The sequence below is a fragment of the Streptomyces sp. NPDC001027 genome, from assembly GCF_040299045.1.
Lineage (GTDB): Bacteria > Actinomycetota > Actinomycetes > Streptomycetales > Streptomycetaceae > Streptomyces.
Genome location: NZ_JBEPBI010000140.1, coordinates 1 through 20,658 on the forward strand (window position 1 = coordinate 1; position 20,658 = coordinate 20,658).

General features: G+C 70.7%; 13 protein-coding genes and 4 pseudogenes. 6 read left to right on the plus strand and 11 right to left on the minus strand.

The annotated features are described in order from the left end of the window. The coding region (locus ABT300_RS29140; RefSeq protein WP_351681732.1) for a condensation domain-containing protein at positions 1–1,555 on the minus strand (1,555 nt) is incomplete at its 3' end. A 552-nt stretch (positions 1,556–2,107) separates the two neighbouring features. On the opposite strand from ABT300_RS29140, the gene ABT300_RS29145 reads away from it, so the two are divergent. Then, entirely contained in the window at positions 2,108–3,268 is a 1,161-nt protein-coding gene (locus tag ABT300_RS29145; RefSeq protein ID WP_351681734.1) for a cytochrome P450, read from the plus strand. A gap of 82 nt (positions 3,269–3,350) precedes the next feature. On the opposite strand, the gene ABT300_RS29150 is transcribed toward ABT300_RS29145, so the two are convergent. From ABT300_RS29150 to ABT300_RS29165, 4 genes are all read right to left on the minus strand, one after another. After that, positions 3,351–3,632: an acyl carrier protein gene (locus ABT300_RS29150; RefSeq protein WP_351681736.1), complete on the minus strand. Its 282-nt coding sequence runs from the start codon at positions 3,630–3,632 to the stop codon at positions 3,351–3,353. 71 nt (positions 3,633–3,703) lie between these two features. Further along, on the minus strand, positions 3,704–5,446 hold the full coding sequence (locus ABT300_RS29155; protein WP_351681739.1) for an acyl-CoA dehydrogenase family protein: 1,743 nt from the start codon (positions 5,444–5,446) through the stop codon (positions 3,704–3,706). Beyond that, a complete protein-coding gene (locus ABT300_RS29160; protein ID WP_351681742.1) occupies positions 5,443–7,131 on the minus strand; it encodes an acyl-CoA dehydrogenase family protein in 1,689 nt (562 codons plus the stop codon). Before ABT300_RS29160 ends, ABT300_RS29155 begins: the two co-directional genes overlap by 4 nt. Next, positions 7,128–8,873, minus strand: a complete 1,746-nt coding sequence (locus tag ABT300_RS29165; protein ID WP_351681745.1) for a fatty acyl-AMP ligase — start codon at positions 8,871–8,873, stop codon at positions 7,128–7,130. Before ABT300_RS29165 ends, ABT300_RS29160 begins: the two co-directional genes overlap by 4 nt. Positions 8,874–9,562: 689 nt before the next feature. Between ABT300_RS29165 and ABT300_RS29170 the strand changes: the two genes are divergently transcribed. Further along, on the plus strand, positions 9,563–10,699 hold the full coding sequence (locus tag ABT300_RS29170; protein ID WP_351681747.1) for a cupin-like domain-containing protein: 1,137 nt from the start codon (positions 9,563–9,565) through the stop codon (positions 10,697–10,699). Between the two features lie 734 nt (positions 10,700–11,433). Here the strand turns inward: ABT300_RS29170 and ABT300_RS29175 are convergent. Further along, positions 11,434–11,773: pseudogene (locus ABT300_RS29175) on the minus strand (DUF475 domain-containing protein); the annotation flags it as partial. Here ABT300_RS29175 and ABT300_RS29180 point away from each other — a divergent pair. Beyond that, positions 11,678–11,986 (plus strand): annotated as a pseudogene (locus ABT300_RS29180) (SDR family oxidoreductase); the annotation flags it as partial. The pseudogenes ABT300_RS29175 and ABT300_RS29180 overlap by 96 nt on opposite strands. Positions 11,987–12,089: 103 nt before the next feature. Further along, positions 12,090–12,296: an SDR family oxidoreductase gene (locus ABT300_RS29185; protein WP_351681749.1), complete on the plus strand. Its 207-nt coding sequence runs from the start codon at positions 12,090–12,092 to the stop codon at positions 12,294–12,296. Positions 12,297–12,443: 147 nt separating this feature from the next. Here the strand turns inward: ABT300_RS29185 and ABT300_RS29190 are convergent. The 5 genes and pseudogenes from ABT300_RS29190 to ABT300_RS29210 all read right to left on the minus strand — a co-directional run. Then, positions 12,444–12,581: pseudogene (locus tag ABT300_RS29190) on the minus strand (2,3-diaminopropionate biosynthesis protein SbnB); the annotation flags it as partial. Positions 12,582–12,695: 114 nt separating this feature from the next. Then, positions 12,696–13,310: a tetratricopeptide repeat protein gene (locus tag ABT300_RS29195; protein ID WP_351681752.1), complete on the minus strand. Its 615-nt coding sequence runs from the start codon at positions 13,308–13,310 to the stop codon at positions 12,696–12,698. A gap of 448 nt (positions 13,311–13,758) precedes the next feature. Beyond that, positions 13,759–14,463: pseudogene (locus tag ABT300_RS29200) on the minus strand (AfsR/SARP family transcriptional regulator); the annotation flags it as partial. Positions 14,464–15,212: 749 nt separating this feature from the next. Beyond that, positions 15,213–16,553 (minus strand): class I SAM-dependent RNA methyltransferase, encoded by a 1,341-nt coding sequence (locus tag ABT300_RS29205; RefSeq protein WP_351681754.1) that lies wholly within the window; start codon positions 16,551–16,553, stop codon positions 15,213–15,215. A 159-nt stretch (positions 16,554–16,712) separates the two neighbouring features. After that, positions 16,713–18,818 carry an APC family permease gene (locus tag ABT300_RS29210; protein ID WP_351681757.1) on the minus strand — a complete coding sequence of 702 codons (2,106 nt, stop codon included), beginning with the start codon at positions 18,816–18,818 and terminating at the stop codon, positions 16,713–16,715. Positions 18,819–19,247: 429 nt separating this feature from the next. Here ABT300_RS29210 and ABT300_RS29215 point away from each other — a divergent pair, with 429 nt between their 5' ends. After that, the gene (locus tag ABT300_RS29215) at positions 19,248–19,919 is read left to right on the plus strand and encodes a potassium channel family protein (RefSeq protein WP_057575491.1); all 672 of its coding nucleotides are present in this window, start codon (positions 19,248–19,250) and stop codon (positions 19,917–19,919) included. Next, on the plus strand, positions 19,916–20,593 hold the full coding sequence (locus ABT300_RS29220; RefSeq protein ID WP_351681759.1) for a potassium channel family protein: 678 nt from the start codon (positions 19,916–19,918) through the stop codon (positions 20,591–20,593). The genes ABT300_RS29215 and ABT300_RS29220 overlap by 4 nt, the downstream gene beginning before the upstream one ends. Positions 20,594–20,658: the final 65 nt, after the last annotated feature.

A 20,658-nucleotide genomic window follows, 5' to 3' on the forward strand; every position in this document is an offset into this window, starting at 1 on the left:
ACTCAACACCGCGCTCCAGGCACACCCCCACCACAGAGCCGACAGTCACACCCCGCCCCACCAACAACCGCGCCAAACGGTTCGCCCGCGCATCCAACTCCGCGAACGACACCTCCACACCCTCGAACACCACCGCCACCGCACCAGGCGTGAGCGCCACCTGCGCCTCGAACAACCCCGGAAGCGTGCCCCCTTCGACCCCCACCGCCGTGTCGTTCCACTCCACCAGAACACGCCGACGCTCAACCGCGTCCAGGAGGCCGGACCGGCTGACCCGTTCGTCGGTCTCGACGGAGGCGAGCCAGTTCGCCAGGGCGAGGAAGCGGCGGCAGACCTCGTCGCCGGGCGTGAGGCCTGGCGCGTCGCCGTTGACGTCGACGGCGATCTCCATGCCGGACCGGTCGTAGACGTCGATCCGGGTGCCGTCGACCGGCCCGCTGGCCAGATTGTGCGCGGTGATGGTGCAGTCGCCGAACGGCAGCGAGTAGATGTCGAAGGACATCACGTTGATCGTCAGGTCCCACAGGTCGCCCTCGCCGAGCGCCGCGTCGTGGAGCATCTCCTCGTAGCGGTAGCGCTGGTGGCGCAGGCCCTGGAACACCGCGCGGGTCGTGCGCCGCACGAGGTCCCCGACTGTGGTGTCCGGGGAGATCTCCACCCGGATCGGGAGGACGTTGTGGGTCATGAGCGGAACCGCGAGGTCCCTCGTCCCCACGCGCCCGCTCACCGGCACGCCTACGACCACGTCGCGCTGCCCGGTGCGGTGGTGCTGGTAGAGCACCGCGGCGCTGATCATCAGGCCGGCGAAGTTGGTACCCAGTCGGCGGGCGGTCGATTTCAGGTTCGCGGCGACCGAGTCGTCGACGTCCTCCAAGGACCGGACGGGGGCTCCCTGGACCCGCCTCGCGTGGCTCCCGCCGAGGTCCTCGGCCACCGGCATCCCGGCCAGGACGCCTCTCCAGTACTCCCGGTCCGCCTCGTAGTCTGCGGAGGCCCGGTAGTCGCGTTCCGCCTCCATCAGCACGGTGCTGGACGGGAGGGCGGTCTCGTCCACCGAGTCGCCCTGCAGCAGCGCGTTGTAGATCTGCGAGAGCCGGCCGACGATCAGGCCGATGCTGCGGCCGTCCAGGATGACGTGGTAGGCGCGCTGGTACCACAGGGTGAGGCGGGGGCCGGCCGTGAAGATCTTGATGCCGTAGAGGGCGCGGTCGGCAGCCCCTCGCTCCTGCCGAATGTCCTCCCACATCAGACGCTCGGCGGCCGCACGCGGGTCGGCGTCGCCGCTGACGTCGATGACGTCCACCGGGTAGTCCGCCACGTCGTGGAAGTACTGCAGCGGTTGCCCGTCGACCTCGCGGATCCGCAGCCGAACGGCGTCGGCCTCCTCCATCAGGCGTCGTGAAGCCCGCACCAGGAGGCCGAGGTCCACGTCTCCGTGGAGCTCCAGGTATTCGCCACCGTTGAAGTACGGGTTCTCGGGCGCGAGTTGATGGCCATACCAGATCGCGAGCTGGCCGGCCATCAACTCCCGGAGTCCACCCTCAGACGTAGCCATTCCCGCGCACTCCATTCGGTTCGACTCATCGACCGGCAGGCGACAGCAGGAACCTCTAGCAGCGCGCAGGTTCGACCGACACCCTGCGATGCAGTCATGAGGCGGGCCAGCCGGAACTGAATAATTGGCGTCCCGATGGAATCGCAAAATGCGGCCCCTTGCCGCAAAAGGCGTCCTCGACGCCGAACACGTTTCCCCCGGCACGCACTCTCCACCGCCCGGGACGTGATCCACTATGGCTCAGGGACGCTGATGCGATCAATGAGCTTCGGCCGCTCGAACGGCCTTGCCGCGCCTGCGACCTGGCAGGTCCGGGGCAGGCCGTTCAACTGTGCCGCCGCGCCGGTTGAACACTGTTCGGACGTGCTGCCCGAACGCGGTTGACAGTCGTACGGAATGGCGCTTCACATCGGCGCCCGGTCCCGGGTTTCCGGACCACATTCCGCCGACGCCCCGGACACGTGCATGATATTTCGGTCTCGAATTCCGACGATCCTGTGAGGCATTCCCATGCACAATGCGCCGGCCGAATCGGCCCCGCCGATCAATTTGGTGGATCCCGGACTGTACTCGCACGGCGATCCTTTTGTGCAGTGGCGCTGGCTGCGGGCCAACGATCCGGTGCATTGGCACCCGGCCACGGAGCTGCCCGGCTTCTGGGCACTGACCCGCTACGAGGACGTGCGCACCGCCTACCGGGATGCGGAGACATTCAGCTCGGCCCAGGGGATCCTGCTCCGGCCGGCCGACCACGGCGTCGACCCGGGCGGCGGCCGCACCCTGGCCCTGACCGACGCGCCGCGCCATCGCCAGCTGCGCGGCCTGGTGGACGAGTGGTTCTCGGTGCGCTCGGTTCGCCGACTCGAGGCGGAGATGGCGGGAATCACCAAGGGGATCGTCGACAAGGCGCTGCAGCAGGGCACCTGTGACTTCGTGGCGGACGTCGCCGCGCGCGTGCCGCTCTATGTGATCTGCAAGATGATGGGGGTGCCGGAGTCCGACTGGGAGTATCTCTACGACCTGACCAGCCAGGCATTCGCGGCCGGCGACCCGCTCGACCGCCGGTTCGCCCACCTGAACATCCTCGGGTATTTCGAGTCGCTCCAGGCGGAGAAGGCGCGACGGCCGGCGGACGACTTGGTGAGCGTGCTGGCGACGGCCACCCTCGACGGCGAGCGGCTCGGTGCGGAGGACGTCATCCTCAACTGCGACAACCTGCTGGTCGGTGGCACCGAGAACACCCGGATCGCCGCCGCCGGAGGCATGCTCGCCTTCCTCGAACACCCCGAGCAGTGGCGGCAGGTGGCCGAGGACCGGGAGCTGCTGCCGTCCGCGGTCGAGGAGGTGCTGCGCTGGACGTCGACCGCCACCCACATCATGCGGACCGCCACCCGGACCACCGAGATCCACGGCAAGAGGATCGAGGCGGGCGACCCAGTTGTCTTCTGGTTGCCGTCGGCCAACCGCGACGAGACCGTCTTCGACGACCCCGACACCTTCACCGTCACCCGCAAGCCCAACCGGCACCTGGCCCTGGGGTTCGGCGAGCACTTCTGCCTCGGCAGCATGCTGGCGAAGGTCGAACTAGGACTGCTCTACGGCGAGTTGCTGGACCGGTCGGTGCGGGTGGAGCTCGCCGGCGAGCCCAAGCTGCTCGACTCGATCGTCGTCAACGGCCCCGAACGCCTCCCGGTCGGGCTGACCGCGGCCTGACACGGGGCACTGGCCACGGGTGACGCGACGTACGAAGGGCCGCCGGGAACCGGCGGCCCTTCGTACGTTGTGCTCCAACGACCTACGACCTGCCGCCGGCGATCAGCGGCGTGAGGGCGTCCGCGAGCGGGCCGATGGCGGGGTGGTCCCAGAGCAGGGTGGGCTCCACCTCGATGCCGTAGCGGTCTTCGATGTCGGCGCACAGGCTGAGCACGTATACCGAGTCGAGGCCGTATTCGGACAGCGGAACCTCGAAGTCGATGTTCTCGGTGGGGAGCCGGACGCTTGCGGCCACGCAGCCGCGCAGCCACTGCCGGATCTCTTCGGTGTCGACGGCGTCCGCGTGGTCGGTGGTCTCGGCCATGGAACCTCCCTGGTAGTCGGGTCTGGGGGGCAGGTCTGGGGGGCAGGTCTGGGGGGACGGTCACGACGGGCTCACGCGCCGGTGGGGCGGCACGCGTGGTCGAATGTGAGGCCGGCGTCGTGGCGCCGGAGGAGCTCCGCGTACAGACGCTCGGTGAGGGGCTCGGGCAGCGGGTCGTGATGGCGCCCGGTGTGGGCACCCAGGCGGTGCAGCGCCGCCAGGACCCAGGCGGGCTCGGCGCCCAGGCCGCGCCCGTCCCGCGGCCGCTGCCACCACAGGCCCAGGCAGGCCGCGGCGGCGAGCGCCGAGGCCCACCGGGTCGTCAGGTCGAAGGCCTCGGGCGGTGCCGCGGGGCCCAGCTGGGCGGGGGTGAGCAGGGCTGCCTCCGCGGCCAGCGCCCGCACCTCGGCGGCATGCTCCACGGCCTGCGCGGCGATCGCCGGGTCCTCGCCGGTGCGCCGCTCGGCCCCCTCGAGCAGGGTCCGGGAGAGCGGGTCACGTCCGCCCGCGGTGACGGCGAGGGCGCCGAAGTCCATCGGCGGCAGCGCCTCACCGGGCCGGAAGGTGACGTCGGGCAGCACCGGCCCGTCCTTCTTGCTCCAGGTCCGCCTTACGGTCAGCGCCAGTTGCGGCAGCAGCGCGGACTGGCAGGAGACCCGGGAGGCGTGACCGAAGGCCGAGGGCAGCACGTCGCGCTGCAGCTTCTGGAACAGCGGCTGCTCCGCGTCGCGCAGGTAGAACTGTGAGCCGAGCAGGTCGCCGAGCCGCCGGACGGCCGCCATCAGCAGCGCCGGGACGGTGAGTTTGACGGCCGAGGCGTACACGGCGCACTGCGCGGGAGCGGTGTGGGCCGCGCGGGCGGCCACGGTGACGAACGCGTCCGCGAGCAGCAGGTCCGCGAAGGCCTCGGCGAGCAGCGTCCGGGACAGGGCCAGGTCGGCGGCGGTGCCGCCGTACAACCGGCGGCCGAGCGCGCCGCGCAGGGCGGTGCGCAGCGCGGTGTCGAGCAGGCCGGCGGTCATGCCGGGCAGCGCGATCCGGGTGAGCTGGAAGGAACGCTGGGCCGTCTCCAGTCCGTGGCCGGGGGTGCCGACCACGGCGTCGGCCGGGACGGGGCAGTCGGTGAACTCGATCCCGCCGAGCGGTACGCCGCGCATCCCGACGGTGCCGTAGCGGGGCAGGTGGGTGACGGTCTCCGGTGGCAGCCGGTCCGCCTCCAGCAGGAGCTGGGAGTGACTGCGGCTGCCGGAGGCGTCGCTGGTGCGGGCGAAGACCACGATGGCGCCGGCCCGGGTGATGTTGGCCACCACTTCCTTGCGGCCGTTGAGGAGCAGCCGCCCGTCCGGACCAGGCAGCGCGCGGACCTCGGCGCGGGCGAAGTCGTTGCCGTGGGCCAACTCGTGGTAGCCGCAGGCCAACCGGCCCCCGGAGAGCAGGTGCTCGGCGAGCCGGGCCTGCTGTTCGACGCTGCCGGCGGTCCAGACGTTGACGGCGGCCATGAAGGAGCCGACGCCGTAGCCGAGGCCCAGGCAGGGGTCGCGCCGGTAGACGGCGCGCATGACGGCGATGAGTTCCTCCGGACCGGTGAACCGGCCGCCCAGGGCCTGTGGGACGAACTGGGCGTTCAGGCCGAAGGCGGTGAGCATCTCCTCGCCGGCCGTGAGCAGGGTGCCCTGGGCGTCGGCTGCGAGCACCGCGGCCCGGCCGACCGGGTTGGCGGGGTCGCCGGCGTGGCCGAGCAGGGCCTCCAGCCGGTCGCTCGGGTCGGCGGCTGCTGAGGGGGCGGTGCTTCCGGCGGGATCGACAAGGGTCATCGGACCGTTTCCTCCACGGGGTGCGCGAGGGGCGGGACGAGGGGCTCGTAGGCGTCGGAGGGCGGCCGGTGGCCGGGCACCAGCAGCTCCAGGCACCTCTCCAGGGCCGCGGTCAGGGTCACCGTGCGCTCCTGGCCGCCGGGCGCGGCGAGCAGGTGGAGGACGGCGCCACCGGCGAAGCACAGCTCGAAGCGCCGGGCTACGGCGAAGGCCGCGGCCGGGGCGGACCCTGCGCTCGGGGGCAGTTCGGCCATGGCGTCCGCGAGCGCCCGCGTCTGCGCGGAAAGCTGGGCGGCCAGTTCGGCGACGCGCTCCGGCAGGGAGCCGGCGGCGGCCAGAGCGGCGACCCGCCCGGCGGCGTCCGGCACCGACTGGACGATACTGCAGCCCGTGCGGCTCACCAGGCGCAGGGCCCGGAAGTCGAGGTCGGGCAGCGAGGTCTCCCCGGTGACCGCGGCGAGTCCGGCCGCGTCGTGGGCGCCGGTGCGGATCAGTCGGGCCAGCAGGGGGAACTGGGAGATGAGCAGGGAGCGGTTGACCGCGGTGCTGCCGTCGAAGACGGCCACGATCCGGTGGTCACGTTCCATTTTCTGAAACGCGCCGTCCGCATGATGCTCCGTCAGGAATCCGCGAGCACCCATCATTTCGGCGAGGTCGTCGATGGCCTGCTGGATCATCCACGGCACCCCGGCCTTGACGGCGGCCGAGACGGTGCTCATCTCGCCGGTGAGTCCGTGGGCGCTGCGTGCCGCCAGCAGGGTGGCGGCGTCGGCCAGGGCCAGGGAGGCGGCGGCCCGGCCCAGCGTGCGCCGGGCCAGCGGCAGAAGCAGCAGCCGAGTGCCGTAGAGGGCGCGTTCGGCGGCGAACTCGGCGGTCAGGCGCAGCGCATGCTCGCCGACGCCCAGGGAGAGCGCGACGCACATGGTGCGGGTGACCTGCAGCGCGTTCAGGACGATGCTCAGGCCGTCGCCGATCCCCCCGATCAGCGCGTCGGCCGGGACGGGCGCGTCGTACAGACGGATCCCGCTGATGTCCGCGCCGCGGATGCCGTGGGTGGGTTCCTTGGGCAGCGGCTGCCAGGCGCCGTCCGGGAGGGTGGATTTGTCGACCAGGAAGAGGCTGAACCCGCGCGGCCCGCCGTCCGGGCCGGTGCGCGCCAGGACGCAGATGAGCCGCCCCCGGGTGGCGTTGTTGATCGGCCATTTCTCGCCGGTGAGCCGCCATCCGCCGTCCGGTGCGGGGACGGCGGCCAGGGTACCGGCCAGCAGGTCGCTGCCGATGCCCGGCTCGGTCAGGCCCCAGGCGACCACCGCGTGCTCGTCGCGGACCAGGGCGGCCAAGGCCCGCTGCTGCTCCTCGGTTCCGGCGACCCAGGTCGACACCGAGCCGAGGAAGGTCTTGCCGTGGGCCACGGCGACCGTCAGGTCGCGGGCCGCCACCACGCGCAGCGCGTCGACCAGTTCGGGCAGCCCCCCGCAGGCTCCGCCGAGCGGGGCCGGTACGTAGGCGCGGGGTAAGCCAGCGGCGTCCAGCAGGGCGCACTCGTGGTCGGGGAAGGCCTCCGCGGCGTCCAGCTCCGCGGTTCGGCGCCCGCTGAACGGACCGCCCGCCGCAGCCGCCGTGTCCATCGCCTCGGCCAGCGCGGCCGGTACGCCGACGGGCCACTGCGGCACACGCGCGCTCACCCGGCCGCTCCCGCCCGAGCCGTCCGCAGGCTGGGGGCCAGGTCCGCGTACAGCGGGGTGAGGTCTCCCGCCAGGAAGAGGTCGCGCATCTCGCTGCGCTGCACCTTGCCGCTGGTGGTCTTGCGGACGGCACCGGGCCGCAGCAGCACGATGCCCGCGGCGTGCACGCCGAACTCGCGGTGCACGGTGGCGCGCATGGCGACGGTGAGTTCGCGCAGCTGCTCCTCGGTGAACCGGCCGCGGATCTCGTGCACCACCACGACCTCCTCGTGCGGCACGGGGACGGTGAAGGCGGTGCCGGCCAGGGTCCTCAGCGGCGCGTGCTGCAGCCGCAGTTCGTGCTCGATGTCGTGCGGGTAGAGGTTGCGGCCGTGCACGATGAGAAGGTCTTTGGTGCGGCCGGTCACGTAGATCTCGCCGTCGACGAGGACTCCGAGGTCGCCGGTGCGCAGATAGGGTCCGTCGCCGTCGGCGGTGCGGGCGTGGAAGGTCTGCTCGGTCGCGTCCGGACGGCCCCAGTAGCCTCTGGCGGTGCTCGGTCCGCGCAGCCAGATCTCGCCGGTGGTGCCGTCGGGCAGCACGGTGCCCTGCTCGTCGACGATGCGCACGTCGGAGCCGAGGGCGTCGCCGCAGCCCACGAGCTCGCGCACCGGGGCGTTCGGCCCGGGGTCCTGGACGAGGTGCTTCTCCAGCGCCTGCGCGTCGACGGCGCGGAAGACCGGCGGGCGGGACGCGCGGGCGGAGATGAAGACGGTGGCCTCGGCCATCCCGTACGAGGGGGCGAACTGCTCAGCCCGGAAGCCGGCCGGGGCGAAGCGTTCGGCGAACTCCCGCAGCGTGCTGGCCTGGATCGGCTCGGAGCCGTTGCATGCGAACCGCCAGCGGGACAGGTCGAGTCCGGCTATCTGCTCGTCGGTGACCCGCCGGGTGCACAGCTCGTAGGCGAAGTTGGGCGCGGCCGAGAGGCCGATGTCGTAGCGGTCGATCAGCTTGAGCCAGTGGTACGGGCGCTTGAGGAAGGCCATCGGCGACATCAGCACGACCTGGCTGCCGAGGAAGAGGCCGGGCAGCGTCTGCGCCATCAAGCCCATGTCGTGGTACAGGGGGATCCAGCCGCCGAAGTTGGTCTCCTCGGTGAAGCCGAGGGCCCGGCCGAAGCTGGCCGCGTTGTGCAGCAGGTTGGCGTGGTCGACCATGACGCCCTTGGGGTCGCCCGTCGAGCCGGAGGTGTACTGCAGCAGCGCCAGGTCCTGGGCGGTGGCGCTGTGGTCGCGCCAGCTCCCACCGTCGCCGAAGTCGGGGGCGTCGCTGGCCGCGACGGGCAGATCGACTCCGCTGCCGGCGGCCCACTGCTGTGCCTCGTGCAGCTGGCCGACGTCGGTGAGTGCCACGCTCAGGTCCGCGTCGTTGGCGATTTTCGTCACGCGGCGCTGCTGGTACTGGAACTGACCCGGCATCGGTGAGGGCACCGCGACGACCCCGGCGTAGAGGCAGCCGAGGAAGGCGGTGACGAACGGCAGCCCGGCCGGGTGCAGCAGCAGTGCCCGGTCGCCGGGGGCACAGCGTTCCTGCAGCCAGGACGCGACGCGGCGGGCCTCCGTATCCAACTCGGCGTAGGTCAGGCTCCGCGCGCCGTCGGGCGCGTCGTGGTCGTGGACGAACGTCACGGCGGTCCGGTCGGGCCGCTCGGTTGCGTGGCGGCGCAGCAGATGGAGCACGCTGGGTTCGAGCGTCGGATTCACGGGACTCTCCTCTCCGCGCGGGCGAACGGGCGGGCGGGCGCGGGCGAGATCCGCGAATCCGGCTGCCGGCAAGTAATGCCCGAACCGCTCAGCGCGGCCTGAACTGTGTCGGCAGCTGGACATGCGGTGCGCGCCATCGCCGCTGCGCCGGGATTACGGATGGAAGGGGCTGGGCCATCGCGACCGCTGTCTTGCGCGGGCCGGTGAGTGCTGTGCTGTGGCTCAAGCGTGGGGTGTTCCTTCCGAAGCGGTACGCGATGCGCCGGTGTGGGTTGTCTGCGGGTACCCGGGACGACGCGGGGATGTTCTGCGCCCGCGTGTCCGGGGCGGCCCCCGGTCCTCGCACCGGGCGGTGAGCGCCCGCCATGGATTCCGTGTCTCCGCACGATCGAGCAGGCCCGGGCTCGGTTCTCCTGGAGTCTGCCGCAGCGGGCGGGCGGGTCGCCACCTTCGTCAGCCCGATCAACTGCAGCGGATGCGCCGGTTGAACGACCGGATCGGGGACTCGGCGGGTGTTCGGACACTCACGCCTCGACATGAACACCTCTGTCGAACATCGTGGTTCGGATCGCCCGAAGCCCGGTGACGGACGGACCCAGGCATCGGTTCTTCCGCACACGTTTCCTTCGGAAGGGAAAGCTGTCATGCCGGGAGCCCGCTCGCTGGGACACGTGGACATCGTTTCCTCGTTGCCCGAAGAACCCCTCACCCGCGCTTCGGTCCTCACCACGACCCCGCTGGTGATCCGCGGCACCGACGCGCTCGACGCCATGCAGAAGTGGACTCCCGAGTACATTTCCGAGCGTCTGGGCGACCGCGAGATGCCCGTCAGCATCGCGGAGGCGGACGGCGCGTTCCGGTACAATCTGGACGCACGCGAGGGTCTGCGCTACGAGCACATGCGCGGATCTCGGCTCGCCGCCGAGTTCCGCGACACGCGGTCCGGCCGCCGGCTCAGCATGCAGCAGATGTCGATCGCCGACAGGCTTCCCGAGCTGCACGGCGAACTCGTCGTCCCCCCGTGCGTTCCGGCCGCGGCCATCACCGACATCAACCTGTGGATGGCCTCGGGCGCGTCGAACACCCCCCTGCACTACGACAACATGCACAACCTATTCGCGCAGCTCGACGGGACGAAGCGATTCCTGCTCTTCAACCCGGACCAGAGCGACCTGCTCTACCCGGGTCCGCTCGACATCCGCACCCGGCACCTGAGCCGCGTCGACCTGAAGGCCCCCGACCTGCAGCAGTTCCCCAGGTTCGAGCAGGCGGAGTACTGGGAGGCCGTGGTCGAGCCGGGTGACCTGCTCTTCCTTCCGGCCTTCTGGTGGCACCAGGTCTCCGCCCAGGACGAAGCCTCGGTCTCGGTCAACTACTGGTGGCGGGCAGACGTACGGGACTGTGCCTGCCCGTCGTTCTACCGGCAGCTGTACCTGGACGTCGTCATGGAGGACATCCGCGGTCTGTTCCTGACGCACGACATGAACGCGCTGGGCAGCGGCTCCGACGCCGTTCTCACGCTCGCGGAGCGCGCCGCCGACGAGGGCGAGGCCGGCGTCGCGGCGAGGCTCTGCGGCGCTGTCGTCGTCGCCGCGGCCAAGGACGCCCTCGCGGAACTGGGCGTCGCGGCCGAGGGAGGCGTCGACTACGCGCTCATGGATCTCGAGAAGCGTTCCGTCTGGTCCCCGGGCGACGGCGAGCTGGCCCGCCGGAGCCTGGCCATGGCCATGACCGCACGGCCGGGCCACTGCGCGCCGGTCGCGGACGTCCGACGGACGATCGAGGGACTCCGCGCGTCTGCCCTGAAGTGGGTACACGCCGCGTAGGGAGCGCGCCGGAGCCATGCAGCGAACATTGGTCATGTCGCGCGGCACACTGGCCGGGCCGCCGGGTGCTCACCGCATGTTCGTGGTGAGCGGATTCGGCAGCGGCAGGTAGCAGGCGTCGGCGCCATCCGCCCCCGTCCAGGGCAGCAGAATGTTCGTCCTGCGGGGGAGTGTCGGTGAGGCGAGCAGCTCGGCGGTCTCGGGGAGTCGTGGCGGGCCACGGCGAGACCGGCGGCGGACCAGAGGTTTGAACTCTGCAGCGGGTCAACAGCTCCAGCTGCGGCACCACTTCCGCAATGCCCTGCAGCTTCACCACGTGCGCGCCCGGCTCCTTCATGAACCGAACCGCCGTGTGGAAGCACTGCTCTGCAGACGATCGTACGAGCCACCTTGCTGATCACCATGGGGGACAATCCCGAGCGGACCGAACGGCAGGTCCTCGATCACCAGCTCCCACCGGGGCCGCCCCGGATACCGGGCGTACGAGCGGGAGCAACTCGTTCACGGTCACCAGCAATGACGTCGTGTTGCCGAAGACGTTGTTCGACGCCGAATCCCCGATCAGTTCGCACCGGGATGCGCGGCTCCTCGAAGGTCCCAGACTTCGGCTACGCAAGATTCGGCTTCGGGCAGGACGGCGAAGGGTGGGCCGTCGGCAGTTCCCTGCGCCGGAGCAGTCGTCATGACCTGATCCGACACTGGGAAGGGCTGCGTCTGCCGCTCTCTGCCGGCCTTCACGCCAGGGTGGAGACCTGCTTCTTCTCCTCGCCGTCCGTCAGGCCAGCCGCCTCGATCGCCTTGTTGCGGCGGACCGAGGACCAGAAGGACCAGAAGGACCAGAAGGACCAGGATGACGCCAACGGAACCAGTGATGAGCTCGTGGATCTCATACTGGATCGTGACGAGCAGGATGACAGCCAGGGCGCCGATCGCGTAGTGCGCGCCGTGCTCCAGGTAGACGTAGTCGTCCAGGGTGCCCTGGCGGACCAGGTAGACCGTGAGCGAACGGACGTACATGGCGCCGATACCGAGGCCCAGGGCCATCAGCACGATCTCGTTGGTGATGGCGAAGGCGGGGGTCTGGACGTGGCGTTCCTGAACGCCGGCGTCTCGGACTGGCCGTCGTTCGAGGACCACACGGAGGACAGCTTCGACCGGCTCTTCGACATCAACGTCAAGAGCGTCTTCTTCCTCACGCAGGCCCTGGTGCCGGTGCTGGCCAACCCGTCCTCGGTCATCCTCAACGCGTCCGCCAGCGTGCACCGCGGCTACGGGCAGGCGAACGCCTACGCCGCGACGAAGGCGGCTGTCTCCTCCCTGATGCGGTCGTGGAACGCGGACCTGCTTCAAGTCGCACGGCATCCGGTTCAACGCGGTCAGCCCCGGCCCGGTGGACACCCCGCTCTACTCCAAGCTCGGCATCGAGGACCCCGCCGTGCAGGCGGCGGTCCTGGAGGGGATCAGCGCCGGCATACCGCTGGGCCGCATGGGTCTGCCCGAGGAGGTCGCGGAAGCCGTCGTGTACCTGGCCTCCGACGCCTCCGCCTTCGCTGTGGGGCAGGACCTTATCCTGGACGGAGGTTCGACCGTCCTCTGACAGCAGGTCCAGCGGGTCGTGCGGGGGCAGGACGATCTCGTCGACCTGGATGGTGAGGGACCGGCGTGGTGCGCCGGCCGCTCAAGGCGGTGAGTCGAGCAGTGTGGTCACAGGTGTGCCCCGTCATCGAAAGGTGGCGGGCGATGGTCAGCCGTAGCGGCGCAGCTCGTGGGAGAAGTCCTGCTCCACGGCGAGTTCACCGGAGTCGAGCAGCCGGTCGTGGACGTGCTTGCCGACGGCGAGGTCGAGGACGCCGAGTCCGAGCGGCGAGAAACGTTTCGGCTGGCAGTGGTACCGGCTGAACGCAGGCAGCCCGCATATCGGTGGGGTATCGGTCGTCTACAACGGCACAGGAGGACCCGGGCTCCCCGGCCCTCCCCGCCCTGCCGGCGCCCGGCGTCAGCCTTCCTCTATCTCCAGCCGGGCCAGCGCGCGTTCCGCCTCCGCGCGCCACTGCGGGGCGTCGACGCGGACGAACACGTCGTGGGCGGCGGTCAGCCGTTCCCGCGCCGCGTCATGGCGGCCCAACCGGCGCAGCGTGTCGCCGAGGACGAGGTTGATCCGGCCGTCGACGAGGGGGGAGTCGATGTGTTCGACGATCTCCAGCGCCTCGGTCAGCGTGGTCGCGGCGGCCTCCACCTCGTCCGCGCCCAGGCGGCTCTCCCCCAGTCCCAGCAGGGCGTAGGCGGCGATGCGCAGTGCCAGCGGCAGCCGGTCGCACAGCTCGGCCAGCCTGACGGTGTCGGCGCGGGCGGAGGCGATGCGTTCGGTGCCGACGATCCGTCCGAGCAGTTCCACGGCCTCCGGCTCGGGCAGCACGCCGAGGTGCACCCGGGCTTCCTGCGGCCACGTGACCAGTTCCTCCAGCTGATCCCGGCTGGTGACCAGCACGGCACAGCGCCTGCTGCCGGGCAGCAGGGTGCGCAGCTGCGCATAGGAGCGGACGTTGTCCAGGACGACGAGCACCTGCCGCTCGGCGAGCACGCTGCGGTACAGCGCGACGAGCGCCTCCATCTCCGGCGGTGTCTGAATCACTGGGCACGCCCAGCGAACGCAGGAACCGGCTGATGACGTCGGCGGCGACGGTCGGCTCGTGCTCCTCGTCGTAGCCGCGCAGGTCGGCGAAGAGCCGTCCGTCCGGGAAGTGGGCGGCGACCCGGTGGGCCCAGCGGACCGCAAGGCCGGTCCTGCCGACGCCCGCGATGCCGGTGATCAGCGCGAAGGCGGGCCCCTGTTGCCGGTCCCGGTCCGCCACCAGCAGCTCCAGTACCGCCAGTTCGGGCTCGCGGCCGGTGAAGCCGGGCACGTCCGGCGGAAGTTCGGAAGGGACGATGACGGAGTGGGAGCGCAGCACGTCGGCGGTGACGACCGGCGGCGCGGGGGCGAGGGAGGGGTCGTCGCGCAGGATCGCGTCGTGCAGTTCCTGGAGGTCGGGGCCCGGCTCCATGCCGAGTTCCTCGATGCACTGGGAGCGCGCCTCCCGGAAGGTGCCCATCGCCTCGGCCCGCCGCCCGGACCGGTATTGCGCGAGCATCAGATGGTGCCGGGTGCGCTCGCGCAACGGATGCTCCCGCACGACTGCCGCCAACTCCGGTACGAGGTCCTGGTGGTTGCCGAGTTCCAGCAGGACGGAGGTGGCGTCGTCATAGGCGTTGAGACGGTGTCCTTCAAGCCGGGCGGCCTCGTCCTCCACCAACGGGCCGGCGATACCGGCGAAGGCGGGGCCCGTCCACAGGGCGAGGGCATGCGCGTAGCTGTCGGCCGCGTCGGCGTGCCGGCCCTGCTCCACAGCCGTCTCGGCGTCCTTGACCAGCCGGGCGAAGTCCACCGAGTCGACCGCGTGCCCCTCGGATCTGAGGACGTATCCGGGGTGGGCGGTGACGATGACGTCCTCGGTGACGCCCTCGGCCTTGAAGGCCTTGCGCAGGGCGGCGATCACGATCGCGATCTGCGTGCGGGCGGTGGCGGGCGGGCCACTGTTCCAGACACCGTCGACGAGTGTGTCGACAGGTACGATCCGGCCAGGGTTGAGCAGCAGCAGAGCCAGGACCGTTCGCTGGCGCGCACCGCCGACGGTGAGCGCACGGCCGTTCGCAGTCACCGACAGGGGCCCAAGGATCTTGAAACCGAGCCGCTCGCCCACGGATGTTTCCCCCCAGAACTCCACCCACCGTCCTCACCGGAGCGCCTGGATGACAATACCTGAGCTGCAGGGCCGGTTCGCTGGCGTTTTCTGGCCGTCCCTGATGATGAGGTCAGGGGCTTCGACGGCGCGGAATCGAGGGATCCTCTTCCCTTTTCGCGGATTGCCCGAGAGATCAGGTGTGCGAATTCGCACCGAGTAATCCGGACCGGAATACCGCTCCCGAGAGTTCGGTCGACCGCTGCCTCAGTCGCAGCCAAGTCCCTCCGGCTCCGGTACGACGGCTCCTTCTGGGATGTCCTCCAGAGAGAAGAGCACATCGGCGAACGCAATCCCCCGCTCCACCGCGGCCGGACGCACCGCATCCCCCGTGCTCATCCCTGCCCCCCGCGCACCTCGGCACTCCTTGCGACACAGGGTAACGAGGCCGGCGCAATCTGCACACGTCAACCCGAGACCTGTAGCCGTATGACCCGAGCCCGAAGAACAGCCCTGGCGCGCTGCTCGACGGGTTAGCCCGACAAGCCGATTGACCGGCGCCATCTGATTCAGGACGACCACCTCACGCTCCGTCAGAAACAGCGTCGAAAGAGCGTCAAGACCTCTCCCGAACCCGTCTCTTACAGGGGGCAGAACGTTCTGGACCCACGCCTCCGCTACGAACCCGCAGGTGAGACACGTGGCGGGAACCTACAACATGCTCCACGCGGTGAACTTCGGGAAACAGGTCGAGCACCACTGGCCACACCTGAAAAACCCACGAAAACCGCAGGTCAGAGCCCCTTTTGGGCAGGCTCCAGAATCGCCACGCACTCCACGTGATGCGTCATCGGGAACAGGTCGAACGCCCGCAGGGTCCGCACCCGGTATCCGCCGTCCCGGAAGTAGGCCACGTCCCGGGCCAGCGCGGCCGGGTCGCAGGCCACGTAGGCGATCCTCCGCGCGCCCAGCGACGACAGGTGCTCCACCGTCTTCTTGCCCGCGCCCGCGCGCGGCGGGTCGAGGACGATGAGGTCGACCTCGGTGATCCCGGTCCGGGGAAGGACGCTCTCCACCTTGCCCTGCTCGATCCGCACCCGGTCGAAGCCGGCGAGGTTGTGCCGGGCGTCCTCGACGGCGCGCTTGCCGGACTCGATGCCGAGGACCGCGCCCTTGTCGCCGAGCCGGTCGGCGAGCGCACCGGCGAAGAGGCCGACGCCGCAGTACAGGTCGAGCGCCATGTCGCCCTTGCGCGGCAGCAGGCCCTGCATGACGGCCTTGACGAGGGTGTCGGCGGCCTGCGGGTGGACCTGCCAGAAGCCGCCGCTGCCGACGCGGTGGGTGCGGCCGTCGGCCCGCTCCCGCACGAACGCGCGGCCGTGGACGCGGTGGATGCCGCCGTCGTGCTCCTCGACGCGCATGACGGAGACGGGCCTGTCGAGCTCGACCAGGGGAAGGCGGGCGCCGGGCCGGGGTTCGAGGATCACCATGCGGTCCTGGGAGCCGGTCGCGGCGATGGCGTCGACGGAGGCCATGCCGGACCAGTCGCGCTCCTCGATGCCCAGCTCGCTGACGCCCTGCGCGGCGATCATGCAGTGCTCGATCGGCTCGACCTCGTGGGAGCGGTGGCGTCGCAGACCGGCGTTGCCGTCGGCGTCCACCGCGTACTGCATGCGGGTCCGCCACTGGGGCACCTGGCCCGCGGGCAGCTTGTCGCCCTCGGCGGGCATCACGGTGCCGTCCCAGCCGGCCTCCTCGGGCGTGAGGCCCGCGAGCCGCTGCAGCTGCTCGGCGATGACCTCGCCCTTGAGGCGGCGCTGGGCGCCGGGCTTGGCGTGCTGCCAGTCGCAGCCGCCGCAGCGGCCGGGACCGGCGTACGGGCAGGGAGCCTCGACGCGGTCCTTGGACGCCTGGAGGATCTGCACGGCGTCCGCCCTGAGGAACCGCGCGCCCTCCTCGCCCTCCGTCACCCGGGCCATCACCCGCTCGCCGGGCAGCGTGTGCCGGACGAACAGGACCTGGCCGGCGTCGGTCCGGGCGATGCAGTGGCCGCCGTGGGCGACGGGGCCGACCTCGACCTCGTACTCCTGCCCGACGAGTGACACCGCCTGCGGATTCTTCGGTTCTGCCTGCATGGCGGGGTGACTCCACAACGTCGAACGAGGAACGGCCGGACAACAGCCCACCAGTCTACGTGGCTGTCGTCCGGCCGTTCACCACGCGCCGGGGCGCGGGGGCCGGGGTCCGCGCGGAACGAGCGCCCGCACGGAACGGGCGCCCGCGCGGAACGCGGGTCAGTCCTTCGCGTCCGGCCCCGGGGAGCCCTCGGCGTCGCCGGAGCCCGGTCGGCTGCGCGGGGCCGACGGCTCCTTCGGACGCCCCTCCTGCAGCGGTCCGCGTCGCACCGAACCGGGAGCGTTCCACTCCTGGCGCCTGCGCGCCCGCTTCTTCGCCGCCTCGGAGGACTGCAGCTGGTAGGGGACCGACGTGACCATGACGCCCGGCGTGAACAGCAGCCGGCCCTTCAGCCGCAGGGCGCTCTGGTTGTGCAGCAGGTGCTCGTACCAGTGACCGACCACGTACTCCGGGATGATCACCGACACGGCGTCGCGCGGCGACTCCCGGCGCAGGCTCTTCACGTACTCGATGACCGGCCGGGTGACCTCACGGTAGGGCGAGTCCAGGACCTTCAGCGGCACGTCGATCCCGCGCCGCTCCCACTCGTCGCGCAGCGTCTTCGTCTCGGCCGGGTCGACGTTGACGGTCAGCGCCTCCAGGGTGTCGGAGCGCATCAGCTTGGCGTAGGCGAGGGCGCGCAGCGTCGGCCTGTGGATCTTGGAGATGAGCAGCACCGAGTGGACGCGCGAGGGCCGGACGCTGTCGTCGCTGGGGCCCTCGGGGGCGGCGATCTCGGCGGCGACGCCGTCGTAGTGGCGGCGGATGGCGGTCATCGTCCCGTAGAAGATCACCATGCCGAGCAGGGCGACCCAGGCTCCGTGCGTGAACTTGGTGCCGAGGACGACGACCAGGACCAGGCCGGTGAAGAAGGCGCCGAAGGTGTTGATCGCCCGCGAGCGGACCATGTGACGGCGCTTGACCGGGTCGTTCTCGGTCGCCAGCAGGCGGTTCCAGTGCCGGACCATGCCGGTCTGGCTGAGCGTGAAGGACACGAACACACCGACGATGTAGAGCTGGATCAGCCGGGTGGAGTCGGCGCCGTAGATGACGACCAGCAGGGTGGCAGCGCCGGCCAGCAGCACGATGCCGTTGGAGAAGGCGAGGCGGTCGCCGCGGGTGTGCAGCTGGCGCGGCAGGTAGCGGTCCTGGGCGAGGATCGAGCCGAGCACCGGGAAGCCGTTGTAGGCGGTGTTCGCCGCCAGGAACAGCACCAGCGCGGTGGCCGCGGCGAGCACGATGAACAGGAAGCTGCCCTTGCCGAAGACGGCCTCGGCGACCTGCGTGATCACCGGGTTCTGGACGTACCCGGAGCCGACGGCGACGCCGTTGTGCAGCAGGTCGGCGGCCGGGTTCTCGGCCATCCGCACGTCGGTGACCAGGGCCAGGACGATGATCCCGCAGAACATGGTGACGGCCAGCAGGCCCATCGCCGCGAGCGTGCTCGCCGCGTTCTTCGACTTGGGCTTGCGGAAGGCGGGCACGCCGTTGGAGATCGCCTCCACGCCGGTGAGCGCCGCACAGCCGGAGGAGAAGGCGCGGAGCAGCAGGAAGACCAGGGCGAAACCGGCCAGGCCCTGGTGCTCGGCCTTGATCGTGTACTCGGCGGTCGGCGCCCGCATGGTGTCGCCGAGCACCACCCCGCGGAAGGCGCCCCAGGCGATCATGATGAAGACGCCGGCGACGAAGACATAGGTCGGGATGGCGAAGAGCTTGCCGGACTCCTTGACGCCGCGCAGGTTCATCAGCGTCAGCAGCACGATGACGGCGACCGCGCAGGCCACCTTGTGTTCGACGACGAACGGGATGGCGGAGCCGAGGTTCTCGATGCCTGAGGCGATGGAGACGGCCACCGTGAGGACGTAGTCGACGAGCAGCGCGCTCGCGACGGTCAGTCCGGCCTTGGGGCCGAGGTTGGTGGTGGCCACCTCGTAGTCGCCGCCGCCGCTCGGGTAGGCGTGGACGTTCTGCCGGTAGGAGGCGACCACCGTGAACATCAGCACGACGACCGCGAGGGCGATCCACGGGCTGAAGTGGTAGGCCGACACGCCCGCGATGGACAGGACCAGCAGTACCTCCCCAGGCGCGTAGGCCACGGAGGACAGCGGGTCGGAGGCGAAGACGGGCAGAGCGATGCGCTTCGGCAGGAGCGTTTCTCCGAGCCGATCACTGCGCAGTGCGCGCCCGATCAGGATCCGTTTGGGCACGTCGGTCAGTTTGGACACAACAGAGGATCGTAGGGCTTCGAACACGGGAGCGCCCACCCTCCCCCGGGCTCAGCCGGGTGACGGCGTGGCGCGTCTGCCTCCCGGGTGAAATCGGCCGGTCGGCGGCTGGGGATTCCACGACCGCGACGGTCGCCATGTCTATATGACAATTCCCCGCCCACAGCCGCCCCCCGGAGGGTCCATGCACATGACCGCGGAGCTCATCGGCGCCGTAGGAGCCTTGGCAGGCTTGGGAGTTCTTACGTTCCTGAGTCTGTGGAGCATCAGCCGGCGCTGAACCGCCCTCCCCCGCGCCCCGCGGACCGTGCACGGGGGTGCCCTGTGACGACCGTGCCTGTGTAGCTTGGGCGGCGGTCTGAGACCCTGTTCCCAGCCAGGCGAGAAATTTATGGACTTCTTTACTTCTTGACCCTCGGAAGGACGGTCGTGCACATCGTCATCATGGGCTGCGGCAGAGTGGGCTCCGCTCTCGCGCAGACCCTGGAGCAACAGGGGCACACGGTCGCTGTGATCGATCAGGACCCCACCGCCTTCCGACGACTGGGCTCCGGTTTCGGCGGCCGTCGGGTCACCGGGGTCGGCTTCGACCAGGACACGCTGCGCGAGGCGGGCATCGAGGAGGCCGGCGCGTTCGCGGCCGTCTCCAGCGGCGACAACTCGAACATCATCGCCGCCCGCGTGGCCCGTGAGATGTTCGGCATCGAGAACGTCGCCGCCCGCATCTACGACCCGCGCCGCGCGGAGGTCTACCAGCGCCTGGGCATCCCCACCGTCGCCACCGTCCGCTGGACGGCCGACCAGATGCTGCGCCGGCTGCTGCCGTCGGGCGCCGAGCCGCTGTGGCGCGACCCCACCGGGGGCGTCCAGCTGGCCGAGGTGCACGCCGCCGCGTCCTGGGTCGGTCACAAGATCAGCACGATGCAGGAGGAGACGGGCGTCCGCGTGGCGTTCCTGACCCGGCTCGGCGAGGCCATCCTGCCCAGCTCGCAGACGGTCCTCCAGGAGGGCGACCTGGTGCATGTGATGCTGCGCACCGACGAGGTCGAGAAGGTCGAGGCGTCGTTCGCCGAAGGCCCGAAGGAGGACGGTCACCGATGAGGGTCGCCATTGCCGGAGCCGGCGCCGTCGGCCGCTCGATCGCCGGTGAGCTGCTGGAGAACGGCCACGAGGTCCTCCTCGTCGACAAGGCGCCGACGGCCATCTCGGTCGAGCGCGTCCCCCAGGCGGAGTGGCTGCTGGCCGACGCCTGCGAGATCACCTCACTGGACGAGGCGGCCCTGCAGCGCTGCAACGTCGTCATCGCCGCGACCGGCGACGACAAGGTCAACTTGGTCGTCTCGCTGCTGGCCAAGACGGAGTACGGCGTCCCGCGCGTCGTGGCCCGGGTCAACAACCCGAAGAACGAGTGGCTCTTCAACGAGTCCTGGGGCGTGGACGTGGCCGTGTCCACCCCGCGCCTGATGTCCGCCCTGGTCGAGGAGGCGGTGAGCGTCGGCGACCTGGTGCGGCTGCTGCGCTTCAGCCACGGCGACGCCAACCTCGTCGAACTGACCCTCCCGGAGGAGTCGGCCCTGGCCGGCACCCAGGTCGGCGACGTGGAGTGGCCGGAGGACACCTCGCTGGTCACCATCATCCGCGGCAACCGGGTTCTCACGCCGACCCGGGAGGACTCCCTGGAGCCGGGCGACGAACTGCTCTTCGTCGCCGCCCAGGCACGAGAGGAACAGCTCGAGGACCTGCTGTCGGTCCGCAAGGACGCCGCCGGCGACTGAGCCGGCACAGGGGGACGACGGCGAAGGGCGCCCTGAGATCTCAGGGCGCCCTTCGCCGTCGTCCC

Coding starts and splice junctions, on each gene's coding strand:
- ABT300_RS29150 (WP_351681736.1), bottom strand. CDS start 3,632: ATGGCCGAGACCACCGACCACGCGGACGCCGTCGACACCGAAGAGATC.
- ABT300_RS29155 (WP_351681739.1), bottom strand. CDS start 5,446: ATGACCCTTGTCGATCCCGCCGGAAGCACCGCCCCCTCAGCAGCCGCC.
- ABT300_RS29195 (WP_351681752.1), bottom strand. CDS start 13,310: ATGGAGGCGCTCGTCGCGCTGTACCGCAGCGTGCTCGCCGAGCGGCAG.
- ABT300_RS29205 (WP_351681754.1), bottom strand. CDS start 16,553: ATGCAGGCAGAACCGAAGAATCCGCAGGCGGTGTCACTCGTCGGGCAG.
- ABT300_RS29220 (WP_351681759.1), top strand. CDS start 19,916: ATGAGGGTCGCCATTGCCGGAGCCGGCGCCGTCGGCCGCTCGATCGCC.